The sequence below is a fragment of the Novosphingobium anseongense genome (assembly GCF_037482895.1).
Taxonomy (GTDB): Bacteria; Pseudomonadota; Alphaproteobacteria; order Sphingomonadales; family Sphingomonadaceae; genus Novosphingobium; species Novosphingobium anseongense.
This window is the reverse complement of the sequence record NZ_JBBHJZ010000003.1, coordinates 131,894-151,215: the sequence shown is the minus strand read 5'-3', so window position 1 is coordinate 151,215 and position 19,322 is coordinate 131,894. Positions and strand designations below refer to the sequence as shown.

General features: G+C 66.8%; 19 protein-coding genes. 9 read left to right on the top strand and 10 right to left on the bottom strand.

The window, feature by feature from the left end; genetic code table 11:
* Positions 1–2: 2 nt before the first annotated feature.
* A complete protein-coding gene (locus WG901_RS14730) occupies positions 3–1,241 on the bottom strand; it encodes a cytochrome P450 (RefSeq protein ID WP_339587849.1) in 1,239 nt (412 codons plus the stop codon).
* Between the two features lie 120 nt (positions 1,242–1,361).
* Here WG901_RS14730 and WG901_RS14725 point away from each other — a divergent pair, with 120 nt between their 5' ends.
* Positions 1,362–1,940, top strand: a complete 579-nt coding sequence (locus tag WG901_RS14725; RefSeq protein WP_339587848.1) for a TetR/AcrR family transcriptional regulator — start codon at positions 1,362–1,364, stop codon at positions 1,938–1,940.
* 4 nt (positions 1,941–1,944) lie between these two features.
* Here the strand turns inward: WG901_RS14725 and WG901_RS14720 are convergent, their stop codons facing one another.
* Positions 1,945–2,460, bottom strand: coding sequence for a winged helix-turn-helix transcriptional regulator (locus tag WG901_RS14720; RefSeq protein ID WP_339587847.1), 516 nt, complete (start codon positions 2,458–2,460; stop codon positions 1,945–1,947).
* Positions 2,461–2,576: 116 nt separating this feature from the next.
* Between WG901_RS14720 and WG901_RS14715 the strand changes: the two genes are divergently transcribed.
* Entirely contained in the window at positions 2,577–2,915 is a 339-nt protein-coding gene (locus WG901_RS14715; RefSeq protein ID WP_339587846.1) for a CC_3452 family protein, read from the top strand.
* Between the two features lie 96 nt (positions 2,916–3,011).
* Here WG901_RS14715 and WG901_RS14710 read toward each other — a convergent pair whose 3' ends face one another.
* Entirely contained in the window at positions 3,012–3,635 is a 624-nt protein-coding gene (locus WG901_RS14710) for an HAD family hydrolase (protein WP_339587845.1), read from the bottom strand.
* Between the two features lie 151 nt (positions 3,636–3,786).
* Entirely contained in the window at positions 3,787–3,912 is a 126-nt protein-coding gene (gene ykgO / locus WG901_RS14705) for a type B 50S ribosomal protein L36 (RefSeq protein WP_003046794.1), read from the bottom strand.
* Positions 3,913–4,094: 182 nt separating this feature from the next.
* On the opposite strand from ykgO, the gene WG901_RS14700 reads away from it, so the two are divergent.
* Genes WG901_RS14700 through WG901_RS14690 form a run of 3 tightly spaced genes read left to right on the top strand, consistent with a single transcriptional unit; the run spans position 4,095 to position 6,603 of the window.
* Positions 4,095–4,820 (top strand): DUF4136 domain-containing protein, encoded by a 726-nt coding sequence (locus WG901_RS14700; protein WP_339587844.1) that lies wholly within the window; start codon positions 4,095–4,097, stop codon positions 4,818–4,820.
* Positions 4,821–4,831: 11 nt separating this feature from the next.
* Positions 4,832–5,473 (top strand): DUF4136 domain-containing protein, encoded by a 642-nt coding sequence (locus WG901_RS14695; RefSeq protein WP_339587843.1) that lies wholly within the window; start codon positions 4,832–4,834, stop codon positions 5,471–5,473.
* Complete coding sequence (locus WG901_RS14690) at positions 5,470–6,603, top strand: M14 family metallopeptidase (RefSeq protein ID WP_339587842.1); 1,134 nt, start codon at positions 5,470–5,472, stop codon at positions 6,601–6,603. Before WG901_RS14695 ends, WG901_RS14690 begins: the two co-directional genes overlap by 4 nt.
* 18 nt (positions 6,604–6,621) lie before the next feature.
* Here WG901_RS14690 and WG901_RS14685 read toward each other — a convergent pair whose 3' ends face one another.
* Together WG901_RS14685 and WG901_RS14680 are read right to left on the bottom strand one after the other, a co-directional pair.
* Positions 6,622–7,293: a spermidine synthase gene (locus WG901_RS14685; protein WP_339587841.1), complete on the bottom strand. Its 672-nt coding sequence runs from the start codon at positions 7,291–7,293 to the stop codon at positions 6,622–6,624.
* Positions 7,294–7,336: 43 nt separating this feature from the next.
* The gene (locus tag WG901_RS14680; protein ID WP_339587840.1) at positions 7,337–8,563 is read right to left on the bottom strand and encodes a sensor histidine kinase; all 1,227 of its coding nucleotides are present in this window, start codon (positions 8,561–8,563) and stop codon (positions 7,337–7,339) included.
* 214 nt (positions 8,564–8,777) lie between these two features.
* Between WG901_RS14680 and WG901_RS14675 the strand changes: the two genes are divergently transcribed.
* From WG901_RS14675 to WG901_RS14665, 3 genes are read left to right on the top strand one after another with little or no spacing between them, the layout of a single operon-like run.
* Entirely contained in the window at positions 8,778–10,100 is a 1,323-nt protein-coding gene (locus WG901_RS14675) for a replication-associated recombination protein A (protein WP_339587839.1), read from the top strand.
* Positions 10,097–10,966 carry a hypothetical protein gene (locus WG901_RS14670; RefSeq protein ID WP_339587838.1) on the top strand — a complete coding sequence of 290 codons (870 nt, stop codon included), beginning with the start codon at positions 10,097–10,099 and terminating at the stop codon, positions 10,964–10,966. Before WG901_RS14675 ends, WG901_RS14670 begins: the two co-directional genes overlap by 4 nt.
* Positions 10,967–11,011: 45 nt before the next feature.
* The gene (locus WG901_RS14665) at positions 11,012–12,736 is read left to right on the top strand and encodes a DUF885 domain-containing protein (RefSeq protein ID WP_339587837.1); all 1,725 of its coding nucleotides are present in this window, start codon (positions 11,012–11,014) and stop codon (positions 12,734–12,736) included.
* Positions 12,737–12,875: 139 nt separating this feature from the next.
* Here the strand turns inward: WG901_RS14665 and WG901_RS14660 are convergent, their stop codons facing one another.
* Together WG901_RS14660 and WG901_RS14655 are read right to left on the bottom strand one after the other, a co-directional pair.
* Positions 12,876–13,892, bottom strand: coding sequence for an inorganic phosphate transporter (locus WG901_RS14660; RefSeq protein ID WP_339587836.1), 1,017 nt, complete (start codon positions 13,890–13,892; stop codon positions 12,876–12,878).
* Positions 13,889–14,995, bottom strand: coding sequence for a DUF47 family protein (locus WG901_RS14655; RefSeq protein ID WP_339587835.1), 1,107 nt, complete (start codon positions 14,993–14,995; stop codon positions 13,889–13,891). Before WG901_RS14655 ends, WG901_RS14660 begins: the two co-directional genes overlap by 4 nt.
* Before the next feature lie 158 nt (positions 14,996–15,153).
* On the opposite strand from WG901_RS14655, the gene WG901_RS14650 reads away from it, so the two are divergent.
* Positions 15,154–15,954: a SirB1 family protein gene (locus tag WG901_RS14650; RefSeq protein WP_339587834.1), complete on the top strand. Its 801-nt coding sequence runs from the start codon at positions 15,154–15,156 to the stop codon at positions 15,952–15,954.
* Here the strand turns inward: WG901_RS14650 and WG901_RS14645 are convergent.
* Together WG901_RS14645 and WG901_RS14640 are read right to left on the bottom strand one after the other, a co-directional pair.
* Positions 15,951–17,015, bottom strand: a complete 1,065-nt coding sequence (locus tag WG901_RS14645; RefSeq protein WP_339588419.1) for a PepSY-associated TM helix domain-containing protein — start codon at positions 17,013–17,015, stop codon at positions 15,951–15,953. The two genes, WG901_RS14650 and WG901_RS14645, sit on opposite strands and share 4 nt — an antisense overlap.
* Complete coding sequence (locus tag WG901_RS14640; protein ID WP_339587833.1) at positions 17,012–19,237, bottom strand: TonB-dependent receptor; 2,226 nt, start codon at positions 19,235–19,237, stop codon at positions 17,012–17,014. The genes WG901_RS14645 and WG901_RS14640 overlap by 4 nt, the downstream gene beginning before the upstream one ends.
* Positions 19,238–19,322: the final 85 nt, after the last annotated feature.

Sequence of the window (19,322 nt, the reverse complement as noted above, 5' to 3'; positions counted from 1 at the left end):
GCTCAGGCGTCTTCGAAAACCTTGGCCTCACCCTCCTCGAAGGTGAGCGGCAGGCCCTTGAGGCCCCAGGCGCCGTAGAACGGACGATGCCCGACCGTGCCTGCGAGCTTGGGATGCTTCATGCGCTGGGCGATCTGGTGGAGCGCCTCCTGAAGCTGCGCGCGCGCGATGTATTGACCGAGGCACATGTGCTTGCCGAGCGCAAAGGCGATCTGGCGCTTCTTGGGATCGATCGCGCGATCGGGGTCGAAGCGGTCGGGCTCGTCGTAGCTGCCGGGATCTCGGCCCGAGACGCTGAGCGGGAAGAACATCATCTGATCCTTGGGGAAGACGACGTCGCGATAGGTGAATTCCTTGTCGACGAAGCGCGCGACCGTGCTCGGGTTGAAATAGCGCAGCCCCTCTTCGATCACCTTGCGGCAATAGTCGTGATCCTGCGCACAACGTTCGTAGATCTCCGGATAGTCGAGCAAGGTGTACATCAGATAGGTCAGGACGTTCTTCGACGTGTCATAGCCGGCGAGGAAGAAGAACACGATGAGATCGGCGAGCTGCTGGTGCGTGACGTTACCGTCGTCGCTCGTGTTGATCAGCAGGTCGAGCAGATCCTCCTGCTTCTCGTGCGGATCAGCTCGGCGCTCGGCTATGATCCTCTCGACGTAGGCTTCGAGGCGCACCATGCCCGCCTGGATGCGCGGGAAGAGGTCGTCCTGATAGGAGTGCGCCAGGCCGATGACCTCGAGATCGTCGCGCAGCTGGGCGATGTCGTCCTGTGGCGCGCCGACCAGCGCGAACATGACCGAGATCGGGAAGTTCGCCGCGAATTCCTCGAAGTCGATGTTCTCGCGCGGCGCCCACTGATCGAGCAGCTTGGTGATGTTGGCACGCATCAGCGGGCGCAGTTCGTTGGCGTTGCGCGGGGTGAACTTGGCAGCGAAGGTGTCGCGCAGGAAGCGATGGGTTTCCGCCGGCAGCGCGATCATCTGCCGCTCGGTGAAATCGCCCCAGGGCGTGTTCTCCTGGCCGAGCACCTTGACCACGTCGGCATAGGGCGCGCGCAGTTCCTCGCGGCCGAACAGGTCACGCATGGCCTGGTACTCGGTAACGACGATGCCCAGGTCCGTGCGCGCAAGGAAGGGGTGCTTGGCGCGCGCCTCGGCGAAATGGGGATAGGGATCTGCCGCCAGAGCCGGATTGGTATACTCGAGGTAAGGCAGGTCGAGCTCGCCCAGAGTCTGCATTCGCGAATCCTTCTCCCAGCGCCTTCCGAGCGCTTGCTGACCAACTTATTAGCATCGGGGCTGGCCATGTCAATCTGAGGCGGCTAGGCAGGATCAAGGCTAACAGGAGATCGGTACGACATGGCGACGCGCAGGATGGGACTGGAGAATTCCTCCTCGCGCACGGCGCTGATGGACGGCGTCGAAGCGGTGATGCGCGAGGACGGCTATGCCGCCCTCACCGCGCGCAGCGTGGCCGAACGTGCGGGCCTCAAGCACCAGCTCGTCTACTACTACTTCCAGACGATGGACGACCTGCTGATGGCGACATACCAGCGCCACATCGCCCGTGTGCAGGAGCAGATCGAGACGGCATTTCGGGATCCGCGGCCGCTGCATGCCTTCTGGGATGTCTGCTCGAACCCGCACGACGCGCGGCTCAACATGGAATTCATGGCCATGGCCAACCACAACGCCGCGATTCGCGCGGAGACGGTCCGTTTTGGCGAGCACATTCGCCAGGTCGGGCTCGACCAAGTCGGCGCGCAGATCGAGACCTCGCCACATCGTGAGGAAGTATTCTCGCCGCGCGCAGTGACTCAGGCCATCGCGGCGATCGGCAGCACCGTCGGCATCGAGGGTGCACTGGGTATCGCCGGCGGCCACGACGAGACGCGCGCGATGGTCGCATGGTGGCTCGATCGGCTCGAGCCGGAGTGAGCCCTTAGCGCTCGGGCTTCCAGCCCGGCAATTCGGCCGGCCCTGCGCAGGCCGCTTCGGCGCCGAGCGCCAGGCGATCCTGCCATTGCAATTCGTGCCAGCCGAGCACGCGGTCGTCGTGGCCGCGGATGGTGATCTGGCCGATCGGCCGGTGATCGCGCTTGTCGACGAGCACCGGGTTCGACGGCACGCCGAGCCCATGCTTCTCGCCCCATTGGCGCAGGGCGAGCATGGCCGGCAGCAAGTCCACGCCCTTCTCGGTCAGCCTGTATTCGACCTTCCGGCGATCCTCTGGGCACGGCTCGCGACGCATGATCTCGTGCTCGACCAGTTTGGCCAGGCGGTTCGACAGGATGTTGCGGGCAATGCCGAGCACGCCGAGGAACTCCTCGAAATGGCAGACTCCATTGAAGGCGGCGCGCAGGATCATGAACGACCAGCGCTCTCCCATCACTTCGAGAGCCAATGGCAGCCCGCAGGTGGCGCCGATTTCCTCCAGCGGTTCGCGCAATTTCGTCATCCAGCCATCACCCTACTCGATTTCGCGCGCGATGCGCGACCCAAAATACATTTCTAGTTGCAACTTAAAACCTAATATCATAAGTTGCGAATCGCAACTGGTTTAGGGAACCTCCGATGCGCACGAATTTGAAGGCACTGGCCGCGGCAGGCCTCGTCGCGGCGAAGCTGGCGCTTGTCGTCACGCTTGTCGGCCATCATCCGGTCGAGGCGGCAGCGCGTGGCGGCAGCAATGTCGTCTCGCTGACCAATCCGCTCGAAGCGCCACGCCAGGCGATCGTCGGAGGCGTCCTGTGGAAATGCGCGGGTTCGAACTGCGCCGCGCCGGCCGACGGCTCGCGACCGGTGCTGGTCTGCCAGCGCGTCGCCAAGACTTTCGGGCCGATCGCCCGCTTCACCTCGCCCGCGGGCGAGCTCTCGAGCGAAGATCTGTCACGCTGTAACGGCCAGAGCTGATCCCCCAATCGGGACGGTCGCCCCCTCGCCGTTCCGAGCCCCGGCTCTGGTAAGGCCCCCGCCTCGCGGGGGCCTTTTCGTATCAAGCCCGAAAAATCAGGCGATCAGGCCCCGCGCGCGCAGGTCGGCGGCGAGCGTTTCGGCGTCGTGGAAGTGGTGCGCCTGCCAGCCACAGGCGCGGGCGCTCTCGATGTTGTCGCGGTTGTCGTCGATGAACAGCATGGCTTCAGGCGCATGGCCGAAGCGCCTGGCGGCAAGCGCGTAGATCGCGGGATCGGGCTTGACCAGCTTCTCGACGCCCGAGACGACGACGTCGCGGAAGCGGTCGAACACCGGCTGGGTCGGACGGAACACCTGCCAGAACTCGTCGCCGAAATTGGTGATGGCATAGAGCGGCACGCCTGCCGCATCGAGCGCCTCGACCAGTTCGAGACTGCCGGGCACGGGGCCGGGAATGGTCTCGTTGAAGCGCTGGGTATAGGCCTGGATCAGATGACCGTGATCGGGGAACAGCGCGGTGCGCTCGGCCGCCATGTCGGCGAGCAGGCGACCGGCGTCATGCTCGAAGTGCCATTCGACGGTGACGACGTTCGCGAGGAACCAGTCGAGCTCCGCCGGATCATCGATCAGCTTCTCGAACAGGCAGCGCAGTTCCCACTGGAACAGCACCTTGCCGACGTCGAAGACGACGGCTTCGATCGGTCCGCTCGATAGGGTCATGCCCGAGATCCCCGATTGTCTTCCCGGTCCGGAAGCGGCACCAGCCCGCTCCCCCACCTCGCCGCCCGACGTGCCGGGGCCGCGAAATGGGGAAGCGGGCTGGAACTATGCGAGGTCAAAGGCGAAGCCCCCGACCGTCAGCATCAATGGATCAGCCCTGACGCGCCTTGAAGCGGCGGTTGGTCTTGTTGATCACATAGGTGCGGCCACGACGGCGAATCACGCGGTTGTCCCGGTGGCGGTCCTTGAGCGACTTGAGGCTGTTGCGAATCTTCATGACTATCTCTTCCAAGGGCGCGTACCGCCCGAAAATCGAAGCCGGGCCGTTAGGGGGCGAATCGCTCGAAGTCAAGCCGGGGACCGTGCTGCGAACGCATTTGCGGCTGTTCATTCGCGGGCAAGCGGGAAAGGCCTAGCGCCGGTTTCCGGGGAAGGCGATGCCCGCTTGTTGGAGCTTCTATGCGCGATCGATCGATATTTGCCCTCCTCGCCGTCCTGGCCGCTGCCGCCGCTCCGGCCACGGCCATGGCGCGCCCCGGCGGCTGGGACGGACCGAGCTGGGGTGACTCGCGCTGGGACAGGCCCGGCTGGCAAGACAACCGCTCCTCTGCGCGGAGACTCGAAAGCCGCCGCAGCGATGAAGGTCGAGTCCAGGTCGCGCGCTTCGTCGCCGAGGGCGATGCCGCGCAGGCGCTCGGCCACGGCGCAATCGCCGTCGCCTCGGGCACCGAGGGCCAGGACTACGTGCCGCAGGGCAACCGCGCCGCCTATGAGGCCGCGGTCGTCGATCAGCTCGTCCACGCCGGCTACGAGACCGCCAAGGCCAGCCAGACCGACGGCCAGCTCGCCGAGCTCACCGTCACCCGCACCGTGATCCAGCCGGCCGAGGCCAAGCGCAACCCGGTCAGCGGCGAGGCGGCCGTCTCGGTCGGCAATCGCGGCACGGCCTATGGCCTTGCAGTCAACGTCGACTTTACCAAGCCGCTGCCGCCGCTGGTCTCGACCCGGCTCGAAGCCCGCATCCGCGACCGCGCGACCAACACCGTGCTCTGGGAGGGCCGCGCCGAAGTCGCCTCGCGCGAAGGCGCTGACGGCTGGGGCGAGCAGGAGATCGCCGCGCGCCTCGCCGAAGCGCTGTTCGACGGATTTCCGCGCGCAAGCGATTCGCCCCGGCTTGGTGGCTGAGGGCTCGGCGGATGAGCACGCTCTTGCGCTCGCGCGCCGCAGGCCGCACATCTGGCGCCGTAATGACCAAGTCGCTCAGCCTCGCCGCTCTCCTCGCGCTCGCCCTCACCGGCTGCGTCGCGCCGGTCGGCCCGGTCGAAGTGACGCGCTTCGTCGCACCGAACGGCCCCGGCCTGGCGCGCGGCACGATCGCGGTCGAGCCCGCGCCGGGCATGGTGGCCGACAGTCTCGAATGGCGGACCTATGCGGCCGCAGTCGGGCGGCAACTGGCCCTGCTCGGCTATGGCGAACAGGCGCCCGGTAATGGCACGCAGGTGGCGCTCGTCCGGCTCCAGCGGCAGACCTATCGCCCCGAGCGTAGCCGCGGCCCGGTCTCGGTCGGGGTCGGCGGTTCGGCCGGCAGCTACGGTTCGGGCGTCGGGCTCGGCATTGGTTTCGATCTCTCGGGCCCACCTGCCGACGTGGTCGAGACCGAGCTTGCGGTGACGATCAAGGACCGCGCCAGCGGCCAGTCGCTGTGGGAAGGCCGCGCGGCTTTCACGGTCACGGCCAAGTCACCGCTTGCCAACAGCCAGCTCGGCGCGGCGAAGATGAGCGAAGCGCTGTTCAAGGGCTTCCCCGGCCGCTCGGGCGAAACTATCCAGGTGAAATGACCGACATCCAGATCACCAGCGCGTTCGATTCCGGCAACATCGAGGTCGTCCAGATCTCCGGTGCCAAGGCGGTGCTGAACATCCGCCGCGACCAGGATTCGGATTTCTTCCAGTGGTTTCACTTCCGCGTCAGCGGCGGCAAGGGGCGTGAACTCCAGCTCCGCCTCTCGGGCCTGGCCGAGGCCGCCTATCCGATGGGCTGGCCCGGCTATCGCGCCGCGGTCTCCGAAGACCGGCTCTACTGGGGCCGTGCCGAAACGACCTGGGACGAAAAGCTCGACGGCGGCACCCTGACGATCCGCTACACGCCCGGCTCCGACGTCTGCTGGTTCGCCTATTTCGCGCCCTATTCGATGGAGCGGCACCACGACCTCGTCGCCGAGGCCGCGGCGAGCGAGGGCGTCGACTATCGCTGCCTCGGCACCAGCCTCGACGGCCAGCCGATCGACTGCCTCGAAATGGGCGAAGGCCCGACGCAGGTCTGGCTCTACGCGCGCCAGCACCCCGGCGAATCGATGGCCGAGTGGTGGATGGAAGGCGCGCTAGAAGCCCTGACCGATCCGGCCGATCCCGTCGGTCGCCTGCTGCGCAACAAGTGCCGGCTCCATGTCGTGCCCAATGCCAATCCCGACGGCTCGCGCCGCGGCCACCTGCGCACCAATGCGGCGGGCGTGAACCTCAACCGCGAATGGGACAACCCGACCGCCGAGCGCGCGCCCGAAGTGGTCGCGCTGCTGCAGGCGATGGATGCCAGCGGCGTCGATTTCTCGATGGACGTCCACGGCGACGAAGCGATTCCCGCGGTGTTCCTCGCTGGCTTCGAGGGGATACCCTCGATCAAGGAAGAACAGCTTGCGGGCTATCACCGCTATCGCGAGCTCCTGACACGGCGCACGCCCGACTTCCAGATGAAGCGCGGCTATCCGGTGACCCCGCCGGGCCGCGCCAACCTGGCCATGTCGACCAACCAGGTCGCCCACCGCTTCGGCGCCGTGGCGATGACCCTGGAAATGCCGTTCAAGGACAACGACGACCTGCCCGATCCCGCCCAGGGCTGGAGCCCCGAGCGCAGCCGCCTGCTGGGCCGCGAATGCCTGGCCGCGCTCGTCGAATGGCTCGAAACGCGCTGAGCCCGCGGGGTCTGCGCGTCAGACCTTCTTGGCGAACCAGATGGTGTGCTTGGGACCCTTGCCATTGTCGCGGGCGCGAACGAACACCTCGGACACCTCGAACCCGACATCGGCCAGCCGGCGCGTGAACTTGGGATCGGCCTGTGCGGACCAGATGGCGAGGATACCGCCCCGCGTAAGCGCCTGCTTCGCCGCCTTAAGTCCGCGGCGCGAATAGATCCGGTCGTTGGCCTCGCGCGTGATGCCGTCGGGCCCATTATCGACATCGAGCAGGATTGCGTCGTAGTCCTCGTCGCCCCCGTCGATGATCAGCGCGACGTCGGCCTGGAGCAAGGTCACGCGCGGATCGTCGAGGCAGCCGGCGGTGAGTTCGGCCATCGGCCCGCGCGCCCACTGGATGATCTCGGGGACGATCTCGGCCACCGTCGCGCGCGCGCCGGTATCGAGCACTTCGAGGGCGGCGCGCAGGGTGAAGCCCATGCCGTAGCCGCCGATCAGCAGGTGCGGCGACTTGCGCCCGCCCAGCCGCTCGATCGTCATCGTCGCGAGCGCCTTTTCCGAGCCGCTCATGCGCGTGGACATAAGGTCCGAGCGCTGCAGCGTGATCATGAAGTCGCGGCCGTGGCTGTAGAGCTGCAGCTCTTCGCCATCGGGCACCCGCGCGGTACCGAGCAGTTCACGGATAAGCATGGCGGCGCTGATACACGCCCCGGGCAAGGAGGCAAAGGCTGTGCTAATCGGCCTGCGGCACCCGCACGCAGACCGTCAGGCCGCCCGCGGCCGCGGGCACGAACGACAGTTCGCCGCCGAAGCGGCGCAGCAGCAGATGCGCGGTCGGGATTCCCAGGCCGAAGCCTGCGGTCGTGCGGCGACGCGCATCGTCGAGCCGGAAGAACGGCGCGAGCACGTCCTCGAAATGATCGGGCGGGATGCCGGGGCCGTCGTCGCTGATCGCGATGATCCAGTCGCGGCCGTCGCGGTCGATCACCACCTCGGCCTGATCGGCGAAGCGGCTGGCGTTCTCGATCAGCGCGCGCAGCGCGAGCAGCAGCGGCTCGCGATAGGTGCGCAGCTGCGCGTGATGCGGAACGGCCAGCCGCACTCTGTCGCCATAAGGCGCGACGAGGTCCCGCACCGCCGCGCCGAGATCGACCAGTTCGGGCTCGGCGGTCAGGTGCTGCGCGCGGAGGAACTGCTGGAGCGACTGCAGCAACGCTTCCATTTCGTCGGCGCTGTCCTCGACGATCTCGCGGATTTCGGTATCGGCGATGAGTCCGGCGGCGACCTTCTGCCGCGCGAGCGGCGTGCGCAGGTCGTGGCTGATCGCCTCGAACGACTTGGCCTGATCCTCCATCAGCTTGGCGATGCGGTCCTGCATCTCGTTCATTGCATGGGCAAGGTCACGCAGGTCGGCCGGACCGTTCTCGCGAATGGTCACCCGGCGTCCCTGGCCGATCGCCTCGGCGGCTTCGGACATGCGGCGCAGCGGCTGAGTCAGCAGGCGGATCGCGATCAGCCCGACACCGAGGCAGGCCGCAAAGGTCAGCAACGTCATGATCATGGCGCTCAGCGCGATCGGCCACATCGTCGATATGTCGTGCGACTGGAAGTTGAGCCAGGACCCGTCGGCCACCTGCATAGAGCCGACGAGATGCTGTCGCCCGCCACGCTCGCGCAGCAGCGCCAGGTGCAGCGGACGCTTTGCCAGGCCCGGCTCCCAGGCGATGATCTGCCGCGTGATCGGCGCGAGCGATTCCTGCGAATGCGTCACGTTCGGGCGCGCGGCGACGGCAATCCGCAGATGTCGAGATGTCATGATCGCAGCAGCCAGGGTGCCGTCGCGCAGATAGACGCGGTCGCTCACCACCAGCAGTTCGGCGATGCGGCGCGCGTGGTCCTCTCGCAGGGTCTGCTTATCGATCGCCTGGTAGAACAGCAGGCTGCCAACAAGCTGGATCACGCCGACGACAAGAAGGAGCAGCGCTGCATATGCTGACAGCCGCCTAGGTTGCAGCCTGGCCAATCGCTTTGCTTCCTCTCCCAACGCCCGTCCGGCTCTCTTCCGGCGCGCCTGCTTCGTCAATCGCGCCGTACGCGCAGCAACGATTTGACACAGGAGTGCAGCATAGCACACGAGCGGTGCAAAGCCCCGCGATTGTTCCTAGATAGGCGCCATGGCCGATCTCTTCGCCGGCGACATGCCGGCCCAGCCCAAAACCGACGAACCCAGCGCCGACGCTCCACTGGCGGACCGTTTGCGCCCGCGCGACCTGTCCGAAGTCGTCGGGCAGGAGCACATCACCGGCCCCGAAGGCGCGATCGGGCGCATGGTCGCGGCTGGCCGCCTCTCTTCGATGATCCTCTGGGGTCCGCCGGGCACGGGCAAGACCAGTACCGCCCGGCTGCTCGCCGATTCGGTGGGTATGCGCTTCGTCGCGATCTCGGCGGTGTTCTCGGGCGTCGCCGATCTGAAGAAAGCCTTCGCCGAGGCCGAGGTCGCTACGAAGGCCGGCCAGCGCACCCTGCTGTTCGTCGACGAGATTCACCGCTTCAATCGCGCGCAACAGGACGGCTTCCTGCCCTTCGTGGAGAAAGGCACGGTGACCCTGGTCGGCGCGACCACCGAGAACCCGAGTTTCGAACTCAACGCCGCGCTCTTGTCGCGCGCACAGGTGCTGATCCTGCGCCGGCTCGACGCCGATGCCCTCGGCCGCCTGCTCGACAAGGCGGAAGCGCTCGAAGGCCCGCTGCCGATCACGCCCGCGGCGCGCGAGGCGCTGATCCAGTCGGCCGATGGTGACGGCCGCTTCCTGCTCAACCAGGCCGAGACGCTCTATGCGGCGAAGATCAAGGAACCGCTCGATCCCGCGGGGCTCGGCGCGTTCCTCCAGCGCCGCGTCGCGGTCTACGACAAGGACCGCGAGGGGCACTACAACCTGATCTCGGCGCTGCACAAATCCTTGCGCGGCTCCGACCCGCAGGCCGCGCTCTACTACATGGCGCGGATGCTGACCGCGGGCGAGGAACCGCTCTACGTGCTGCGCCGGCTCGTCCGCTTCGCCAGCGAGGACGTCGGCCTCGCCGATCCCGAAGCGCTGGTCCAATGCCTCGCCGCCAAGGAGGCCTACGACTTTCTCGGCTCGCCCGAGGGCGAGCTGGCGATCGTCCAGGCCTGCCTCTATCTGGCGACCGCGCCCAAGTCGAACGCGGCCTATGCGGCGCAGAAGGCGGCGTGGAAGAGCGCGCGCGAGACTGGTTCGCTGATGCCGCCGCAGAACATCCTCAACGCGCCGACCAAGCTGATGAAGGACATCGGCTACGGCAAGGACTATGCCTACGACCACGACGCCGACGAGGGATTCTCGGGCGCGGACTACTGGCCCGAGGACATGGCACCACAGACCTTTTACAAGCCGGTAGAGCGCGGCTTCGAGCGTCAGGTGATCGAACGCATGGCCTATTGGGACAAGCTGAGCGCCAAGCGGCGCGGGGAGTGACGGAGCGCTTCCAGCATTATGCCGCGATCGACTGGTCAGGCGCCGTGGGCGAGCGGCACAAGGGCATTGCTGTGGCGATCTGCGCAACGGGTGATGCGGCGCCCGAACTCGTCCGCCCCGGTCACCGCTGGTCGCGACCAGAGGTGCTGCAATGGCTGACCGAGGACCTGCCCGCCGACACGCTCGTCGGCATGGATCTCGGCATTTCGCTGGCCTTCGCCGATCGCAGTAGTTTCTTTCCCGGCTGGACCGACAGCCCCGCCGACGCCCGCACGCTCTGGGCCCTGATCGATCGGACCTGCGCCGACGATCCTCATCTCTCGGTCTCGAGTTTCGTCGACCACGCTGAGATCGCCCGCCACTTCCGCCGTCACGGCGGGCGCGAGGGCGATCTATTCGGCGGCGGCAGAGGCCGCTTCCGCGTGGCCGAGACCGCGCAGCAGGCGATGGGCTGCAAGCCCTACAGCAATTTCAACCTCGTCGGCGCGGCGCAGGTCGGCAAGTCGAGCCTCTCGGGGATGCGGCTGTTGCATCGACTCGCGGGTCGACTGCCCGTCTGGCCGATCCATCCACTGCCCGAGCGCGGCTCGGTGCTGGTCGAAATCTATACGACGATCGCGGCGATGGCGGCGGGCCGCCGCCCCGAACGCTCGAAGATCCGCACGGTCGAGGAATTGAACCGGGCGCTCGCCGCACTCGGCAGCCGGCGCGTGGCATACGAGGGCGCAATCGACGACCACAAGAGCGACGCGCTGATCACAGCCGCCTGGCTGCGCCGCGACGCCCACCGCGCGGAACTGTGGAACCCTCGCGGACTGACTTCCGAAATCGCGCGGACGGAGGGCTGGACCTTCGGCGCGGAATGACAGAAGTGTAAGCAACAATTCGCGCACCCCGGGGAGAACCATACGATGAACCGCACGCTGCTTTCGGGCCTGGCCGGACTGGCGCTCGCCACGGGCATGGCCGGCCCCGCCCTCGCCGCCACGCCCAAGACGCAGGCCCAACCCGGCCTCGCCTGGAAGGACTACGTCGCCAAGACGATCGCCGACTGGATGGCGATCTCGCCCGCCGATGCCGTCTATCAGGGCGCCCACCAGTACGACGGCAAGATGCCCGACTGGAGCGAGGCCGGGCTCAAGGCCAGCGCCGATTTCTACCGCCAGGCGATCGCCGGCGCGAAGGCCTATCGCAGCCTGACCGGCGCCGAGGCCTTCGAGCGCGACTATCTGGTCCAGGTCTTCGCGGGCAAGCTGTTCTGGATCGAGGATGCCGACCAGCCGCACACCAATCCGGCGTTCTATGTCGGCGGCGGGCTCGATCCCAACGTCTACGTCAGCCGCGACTATGCCGACAAGCCGACGCGGATGAAGGCGATGATCGCCTTCTTCGAGACGATCCCGGCCGCCGCGCGCAACATCCGCGCGAACCTCAACAAGCCCCTGCCCGCCAGCTTCATCAAATACGGCGTCGCCGGCTTCGGCGGCTTCGGCGAATACTATCGCGGCGATGCCCGCGCGGCTTTCGCCGACGTGCAGGACCCGGCGCTGCAGGCGAAGTTCCGCACAACTTCGGAAGCTGCCGGACAGGCGATGGCAGACCTGTCGACCTGGCTCAAGGCGCAGCCCCCCGCGCCCGAGGGCAGCTATGCGCTCGGCGCCGATCGCTTCGCGCGGATGGTCAAGGCAACCGAGGGCGTCGACGTGCCGCTGGCCGAACTCGAGCGCGTCGGCCGCGCCGATCTCAAGCGCAACCAGGATGCGCTCAAGGTGGCCTGCAACCAGTTCGCCCCGGGCGCGACGATCATCGCCTGCTTCGACAAGCTCAACGCCGACAAGCCCAAGGAAGGCCCGGTAGCGGCAGCGACGCGGCAAATCCCCGAGCTCAACGCCTTCGTCCGCCAGCACGATCTGGTGACGATCCCCGGCACCGAACAGGCGCTCGTGCGCGAATCGCCGCCCTACAACCGCCAGAACAGCGCCTACATCGATCCCGCCGGCCCGCTCGAGAAGGGGATTCCCTCGATCTACTACATCTCGCCGCCCGATCCGGCTTGGTCGCAGGAAAAGCAGCTCGAATACATTCCCGGCGAGAAGGACCTGCTGTTCACTTCGGTGCACGAGGTCATGCCGGGCCACTTCCTCCAATTCCTCCACTCGAACCGCACGCCCTCGCAGGTCGGTCGGCTCTTCGTCGGCTATGCCTTCGCCGAAGGTTGGGCGCACTACAGCGAGGAGATGATGGTCGAAGCCGGGCTCGACGGCGGCGCCGCGGTCACCCGGGTCGGCCAGATCTCGAACGCGCTGCTGCGCAATTGCCGCTATCTCTCGGCGATCGGGCTGCACAGCGGGACCCTGACCCAGGCGCAGTCGGACGAGATGTTCCGCAAGGAATGCTACCAGGGCGCGGGCACGGCCGAACAGCAGGCAGCGCGCGGGACCTACGATCCGGCCTACCTGAACTACACGCTGGGCAAGCTGATGATCCGCAAGCTGCGCACCGACTGGACCGCGAAGCACGGCGGGCGCGGGGCGTGGAAGGCGTTCCACGACCAGTTCCTGTCCTACGGCGGCCCGCCGGTGCCGCTGGTGCGCAAGGCTATGATGCAGGAGCCGACCGCGAAGGCGGTGTTCTAGGGGATAACATCCTCTCCGCTCGCGGGGAGGTGGCAGCGGCGCAGCCGCTGACGGAGGGGTGTAACCGCCGGCGGGGACACCCCTCCACCACCGCCTACGGCGGCGGTCCCCCTCCCCTTACAGGGGAGGATCTTTCAGCTCAGAACACCCGCGTCAGCATATAGAACGCCGCGCCCACCGCGGCGGAGGCCGGGATCGTGATGACCCAGGCCACGACCACGCTCTGTGCCACGCCCCAGCGAATCGCCGAAGCGCGCCTGGCCGTGCCCGCACCGATGACACAGCCGGTGATCGTGTGCGTGGTCGAGACCGGGATGCCGAGCAGCGAGGCCGAGAAGACCATGATCGAGCCGCCGGTCGAAGCGGCGAAGCCCTGGTGCTGCGAGAGCTTGGTGATGCGGCTGCCCATCGTCTCGATGATCTTCCAGCCGCCGGACATCGTGCCGAGCGCGATGGCGATGTAGCACGAGATCGCCACCCAGTGCGGCACCTCGAACTTACCCGAGAGATAGCCGGTCGAGTAGAGCAGCACGGTGATGATGCCCATCGTCTTCTGCGCGTCGTTGAGCCCGTGGCTCAGCGAATAGGCGGCCGAAGAGAACAGGTGAAGGAAGCGGAACGAGCTTTCCGCCGTGCGCGAGGTCGAATTGCGGAAGGCCCAGGAGGTCAGCAGCATGATGAACATCGAGAGGATCATGCCGAGCACCGGCGAAAGCACGATCGCGATCAGCGTCTTGTTGAGCCCCGACCACTGGATGCCCTCGATGCCGGCATGGGCCGTGCCCGCGCCGATCAGCCCGCCGATCAGCGCGTGGCTGCTCGACGAGGGAATGCCCTTGAGCCAGGTGACGACGTTCCAGAACATCGCCCCGATCAGCGCGCCGAAGACCACGCCCGGCGTGACCAGATGCTGCTCGATCAGGCCCGAGCCGATCGTCTCGGCCACCTTGTGCAGGGCGGGAAACATGATCGAGAGGAAATAGGCGGCGAAGTTGAACACCGCCGCGAAGATGACGGCCTTGACCGGGCTCAGCAGCTTGGTCGCCACCACGGTCGCGATCGAATTTGCCGCGTCGTGGAGGCCGTTGAGAAAATCGAAGGCCAGCGCGACGAGGATCAGCCCGACAAGCAGCGGGAACGCCAACTCGTGCGTCATGCGTGATCGATCACGATGCCGTCGATCTCGTTGGCGACGTCCTCGAGCGCGTCGACGATCCGCTCGAGATGCTTGTAGACCTCGCGCACGACGATGAACTTCATCGTCTCGTTCTCGCCGCACTGGGAGAACGCCTTCTTGAGGCCGCGATCGTGAATCTCGTCGGCATGGCCTTCCATGCGCACCAGCCGCTCGGTCAGCTCGTGCAGCCGCGGGCCGTTGCGCGCGACGTCGCGCAGCAGCGGAATCGCCTCGGCGGTGACGCGCGCGGCATCGACGATGATCGCGGTCATGTCGCGCATCTCTTCGCTGAAATCGACGAAATCGTAGAGCGCGACCGCACCGGCAGCAGCGTTCATCTCATCCACGGCATCGTCCATCGCACCGATCAGACTGGTGATCGCACCGCGGTCGAACGGGGTCAGGAAGGTCTTGCGGACCGTCTGCAACACCTCGCGGATGATGTTGTCCGCGTCGTGCTCGCGTTCGTGGATCTCGCGGATGTGATCGACCCGCGCGCCGCCACCCTGGAACAGACGCGCCAGCGCATCGGCCGCAGCGACGATCGTCACCGCATGGGCCTCGAACATATCGAAGAAATTACCGGTTTTCGGCAGGAGCCGCTGAAACCACGCGAACATGTTACTCACCTTGGATTTTTGCGCGACGAGGTGGAACACGCCCGTGCGCCTCGCCGCTGCTTTGAATTCCGATGACGCGAAGGTGCGCATGAGGTCGCGCAGGTCGGTCTCGTCGACCGCCTCCGCCGCCTCGGGCAGCGAGAACCAGCGCCGCTCGCGCTGCCCCTGCTCCTTCCACTGGTCGAACTCGTCGGTCACCGCGAGCGGGAACACGTCGACGTCGACCATCAGCGACGCACCATTGTTGCGCCGCTTGCGATAGCGATAGGAGCCGAGCGGAATCGGGCAGACCGATCCCGCGATGCCGGCTTCCTCCTCGGCCTCCAGCGCCGCAGCGGCGTGTGGCGTTACGCCCGTGGGGACGTTGCCTTTGGGAATCACCCACCGCCCCGTGCCGCGCGAGGTGATCAGCAGAATCCGCACCGACGCGTCGAGCGCTGATCCTTCGGTGCGATAGGGCAAGGCGGCAATCTGGCGGATGCGGGTTTCCCGTGGGCGTTGAGTCCCTTGAACGCGCCGTTGCCCCAAACCGTTCAATGTTACAATTTTATTGCAGCATCAAACTGTGCGAAATCGGGCCGGACTGGCGCAGGACGCATCCTGGAGCCATAATGGGTTCAATGGAATCCGATATTGCCACTCTCGGCCTGCTCGACGACGAAGAGATCGAACTCGACAACGCCGCACTTCTGCTCAGCGAGCTCGATCACGACGGCATCGCGCTCGAACCCTACTATGCGATGCTCGACGACATCGGCGATCGCCTCGCCGCCTTCGACATGGCCGATACGCCCGCCGAACAGGGCGAAGCCCTGGCGCAGGTGTTCTTCGACGAGTTCGGCTTCACCGGCGATGCCGACAGCTACGACGCGCCGCTCAACGCCGATCTGATTCGCGTGCTCGACCGCAAGCGGGGTCTGCCCGTCAGCCTCTCGCTGCTCTATGTCGCGGCCGCGCGGCGCATGGGCTGGACCGCGCATGCGACCGATACGCCGGGCCACGTGCTCGTGCGGCTGGGCGACGGCCCGCCCTATCTGATCGACCCGTTCCACGACGGTGAGCCCGTGCCGGGCGATCGCCTCGCTGCGCTGCTCGAGGGCGCGCTTGGGCCTGGTGGCAAGCCGGGTCCGCAGCATGTCGCGCCGATGTCAAACCGCGCGACACTGGTAAGGCTGCTGCTGAACCAGGCGACGCGCGCCGAACGCGGTGGTGACGCGCTGCGTGCGCTGGCGCTTTACGAACGCATGACCGCGGTCGCGCCCGACCATGCCGACGCCTGGTGGGAACTCGCGCGGCTGCAGCTCCAGTTGCAGAATGTCGACGCCGCGCGCGGCAGCCTCAGCGCCATGCTCGAGGTGACGCGCGACCCGAAGAAGCGCGAGCTGATCACCACCACCCTGCGGGCGATCGCCGAAAGCTAGGAAATACGCGGGCCCACCGTGCCGCGCCGGAACCAGAAGCTCCACACCGCGAGGCTGCCGAGCAGGACCAGCGCCAGGCCCACGGCGGTCATCACCAGACGATAGACCAGCCCGCCGACCTTCGCCGCGTGCAGCGGATAGAAGGTGTAATAGCCGCGCACAGGCGCCGGCAGCGCCAGGGCATCGCGCGCTTCGACCAGCCGGCCGCTGTCGGCGGCGAAGTAGAGCATCGTGCGGCCATTGGGCAGCCACTCGCCGGGCTGTTTCATGCGCAGTGTGACGAGGCCGTTGTTCTGGCGCGGCAGACTCAGCGTGCGCAGTTGCGCGTCGGGGAAGCGGGCATGTGCGGTGGCGATCACCGCCTGCCAGTCGTACCGCTCGGCCAGCTCGGTCTTCTCGACCTTCGGCGCCTTGCCGGCCTTGGCGATGGCCGCAGGCGCCGAGGGACCGAGCACCAGCGCGCTCACCGGACGAAACACCATCGCGGCGCCGGTGAAGGTGACGAGCAGGACCAGCGGAGCCACGACGATGCCGAGATCGCGATGCTGGCGCACGATCGCCGGTCGGCTGATACGCCTCGGCCAAAGGCGGAACTCGAAGGTCTTGCGTGTGCGCCACCAGAGGAACACGCCGCTTACCGCGAAGAACACGCCGGCGAGCCCCGCCAGGCCGACCACGATCTCACCGGTATCGCCGGCGAAGAGGTGGTGGTGGAAATCGAACAGCCACAGTTCGGGCCGCTCCCACTGGCTCGACCAGCGCGTGACCAGGTTGCCCGCCTGGTCGACATAGGCGCCAGCATCGTCCTTGAAGGACAGGCGATGCAGGCCGAAGTCGTCGCTCGCGAAGCTGATGCTGCGCGGGCGCGCCGCCGGGTCGGCCATGATCCGCTCGACCGTCGCCGCGATCTGCGCGCTATCGGCGACGCGCGCATCGCCGGCATGCGGGAGCATGATCCAGACGTCCTCGTGCACAAGGATCGCCCCCGACAGCCCGAGCAGCGCCAGCACCAGCCCGAAGATACCGCCGATCCAGCGGTGGAGGAGGTCGAGCGTCTTCAGAACCTGTAGTCCCACGACAGTGTGAAGGTCCGGCCGCGGCCCGCGAAGAAGGCGAGGTTGTCGGTCGGCAGGCGCGTGTCGCTCGAATAGTCGATGTAGAACCTGTCGAACAGGTTCTGCACGCTCAGCGTCAGACCGCCCAGACCCTCGGTCTGATAACGGATCGAGGCGTCGGTGACGTTGTAGCCGCCGAAGTTGTTGCGCTGGTCGGGCCGCGGCTTGGTCGCATCGGCATTGAAGGTGCGCGATAGATAAAACTGCGACTGCAGCAGCGCCGAGATCGGCCCCTTGACGAAAGTCGCCGAAAGATTGACGCGATCGGGCGAGATGTTGACGCCATCGAGATCGGTATCGACGATCCCGTCCGCCTGCGACACGCCGTTGACGACGCGGGCCGCATCGCTATCGAACCGTCCCTTGATATGGGCATAGCCGATGCCGAGCTTGAGCCCGTCGATCGGGGTCTGCGTGCGCAGGTTGACCTCGACGCCCTCGATCTCGACCCGCTGGCGCTGCACGTCGAAATTGCGGTCGGCGCCCTGGATCAGCAGTTGGCCCTTGTCGCTCGACGACCAGAAATAGGTCGCCGAAGCGTCGAGCGGACCGCGCTTGACCTCCAGGCCGATCTCGCGGTTATTCGAGATGATCGGTTCGATGTCGAGCGCATTGTCGATGTCGATCCCGGTCGTGCTGAAGGCACGGGTGATACGGCCGATATCGGGGACGGTGAAGCCCTCGGCATAGGAGGCATAGGCACGGATGCCTTCCCACGGCTCGACGATGACGCCGCCGTTGATCAGCGCATCAGAGAACTTCGGCTTGCCGCCCGAGACCGCGACGCCGCCATAGGTCGACAGGCCGCAATTCGTCGTGACGGTCGCGGAGCATGCGACATAGGTGGTCGAAGCCAGCGTACGGAAGTCGTCGATCTTGATCTGGACGTTCTCCCAGCGCACGCCGCCGGCGAGGCGCAGCTTGCCGTCGAACAGCTTGAGGTTGGCCTGGCCGAACGGCGCGAGGCTGCGGAAATCGCTCGGCGGCACCCAGACGCGGCCCGTGGCGATCAGCGCCTGCTCGGTCTTGTCGAACAGCGCGTCGAAGCCGATCGTCGTGGTCAGCGCATCGAGGATCGTGCGCTCGTAGCTGAACTTGGCGCCGAGCTTGCGCGAGCGGTTCTGCGACTGGTCGAACAGCGTGTTCTGCGGCGCGATCGTCGGGTCCTGGAAGGTCGCCTGGATCGCCACCTCGCCGCCGAAGGTGTCGCGGCTGCGGTTGAAGAACACCTGGCTCATGAAATTGCCGCCAAGGAAATCGCTGTCGGCATAAGTCAGCGAAACGGACTCGGTGCGGTTGGCCGCCGGCTTGCCCGGAGGCGCGCCCGCCACCGCGCTCGTGGGTACGCCCGTGGTGCGATTGCCCGCAAGCGGGACGAAATCGCCGTCGACCTTCATCTCGAATCGGCTGGCGATCAGGTCGAGCCGCCCGCTCGGCGTCACCTGATAGCCGAGCCGCGCGAACAGGTTCGTCGTGTTCGAATCCTGCGTCTCACCCTGCGTCAGGTTGAGGCCGACGCGGCGGTTGTCGCCGTCGTAGAACACGCCGCGCTTCTCGTAGACCGCACCCACGGTCACGTCGAAAGCGCCGGCCTTGTACTGCAGCAGGCCGCCACCCTTGTAGCCGATGCCGTCGCCGGTGAAGCCGTTGTCCGCCGTCGCCTGGAGCAGGGTGCGCCCCGACAGGCCCTCCTCGCGCGGCGCGCCGACCGTCACCTGGTTGACGATGCCGCCCGTGCCGCCGATGCCCTGGAGCGCGTTCGAGCCGAAGATCAGCTCGACGCGGTCGATGAAGAATCCGTCGATGGTGAAGCCGTCGCGGCTGCCGTCGCGCAGCGGGGTCGACTGCGGGATGCCGTTGATCGCGTAGAGCGGCGAGCGGCCGCGCAGGGTCTCGCCCGCGCCCGAAAGCTTCTGCCGCGTCGGCGAGAACGAGGGCGTCAGGGTCGCGACGGCATCGGTCACCGAGCCGCCGATCGTCATCTGCTGGTCGAGCACGTCGCGGCCGATGATGTCCACGGTCAGCGGCAGCGCGTTGAGCGGCAGCGCTGTCCGCGCGGCTGTGACGATGATCGTCTCGCTGGGCGCGAGCACCGCGTCCTGCGCAAAGGCAGGCGCAGCGGTTATCGCGATCAGCGCGGAGGAGACGAGGAAAGACGAGCGAAGCATGGCGGACACCCCTGGAAATCAGGGGCCGCCTAAACCTCAGCCGATGCTAATGCAATCGACTCTCATTAACCGCCAGCACCACGCC

Coding starts and splice junctions, on each gene's coding strand:
- WG901_RS14730 (WP_339587849.1), bottom strand. CDS start 1,241: ATGCAGACTCTGGGCGAGCTCGACCTGCCTTACCTCGAGTATACCAAT.
- WG901_RS14725 (WP_339587848.1), top strand. CDS start 1,362: ATGGCGACGCGCAGGATGGGACTGGAGAATTCCTCCTCGCGCACGGCG.
- WG901_RS14720 (WP_339587847.1), bottom strand. CDS start 2,460: ATGACGAAATTGCGCGAACCGCTGGAGGAAATCGGCGCCACCTGCGGG.
- WG901_RS14715 (WP_339587846.1), top strand. CDS start 2,577: ATGCGCACGAATTTGAAGGCACTGGCCGCGGCAGGCCTCGTCGCGGCG.
- WG901_RS14710 (WP_339587845.1), bottom strand. CDS start 3,635: ATGACCCTATCGAGCGGACCGATCGAAGCCGTCGTCTTCGACGTCGGC.
- ykgO (WP_003046794.1), bottom strand. CDS start 3,912: ATGAAGATTCGCAACAGCCTCAAGTCGCTCAAGGACCGCCACCGGGAC.
- WG901_RS14700 (WP_339587844.1), top strand. CDS start 4,095: ATGCGCGATCGATCGATATTTGCCCTCCTCGCCGTCCTGGCCGCTGCC.
- WG901_RS14695 (WP_339587843.1), top strand. CDS start 4,832: ATGAGCACGCTCTTGCGCTCGCGCGCCGCAGGCCGCACATCTGGCGCC.
- WG901_RS14690 (WP_339587842.1), top strand. CDS start 5,470: ATGACCGACATCCAGATCACCAGCGCGTTCGATTCCGGCAACATCGAG.
- WG901_RS14685 (WP_339587841.1), bottom strand. CDS start 7,293: ATGCTTATCCGTGAACTGCTCGGTACCGCGCGGGTGCCCGATGGCGAA.
- WG901_RS14675 (WP_339587839.1), top strand. CDS start 8,778: ATGGCCGATCTCTTCGCCGGCGACATGCCGGCCCAGCCCAAAACCGAC.
- WG901_RS14665 (WP_339587837.1), top strand. CDS start 11,012: ATGAACCGCACGCTGCTTTCGGGCCTGGCCGGACTGGCGCTCGCCACG.
- WG901_RS14660 (WP_339587836.1), bottom strand. CDS start 13,892: ATGACGCACGAGTTGGCGTTCCCGCTGCTTGTCGGGCTGATCCTCGTC.
- WG901_RS14650 (WP_339587834.1), top strand. CDS start 15,154: ATGGAATCCGATATTGCCACTCTCGGCCTGCTCGACGACGAAGAGATC.
- WG901_RS14640 (WP_339587833.1), bottom strand. CDS start 19,237: ATGCTTCGCTCGTCTTTCCTCGTCTCCTCCGCGCTGATCGCGATAACC.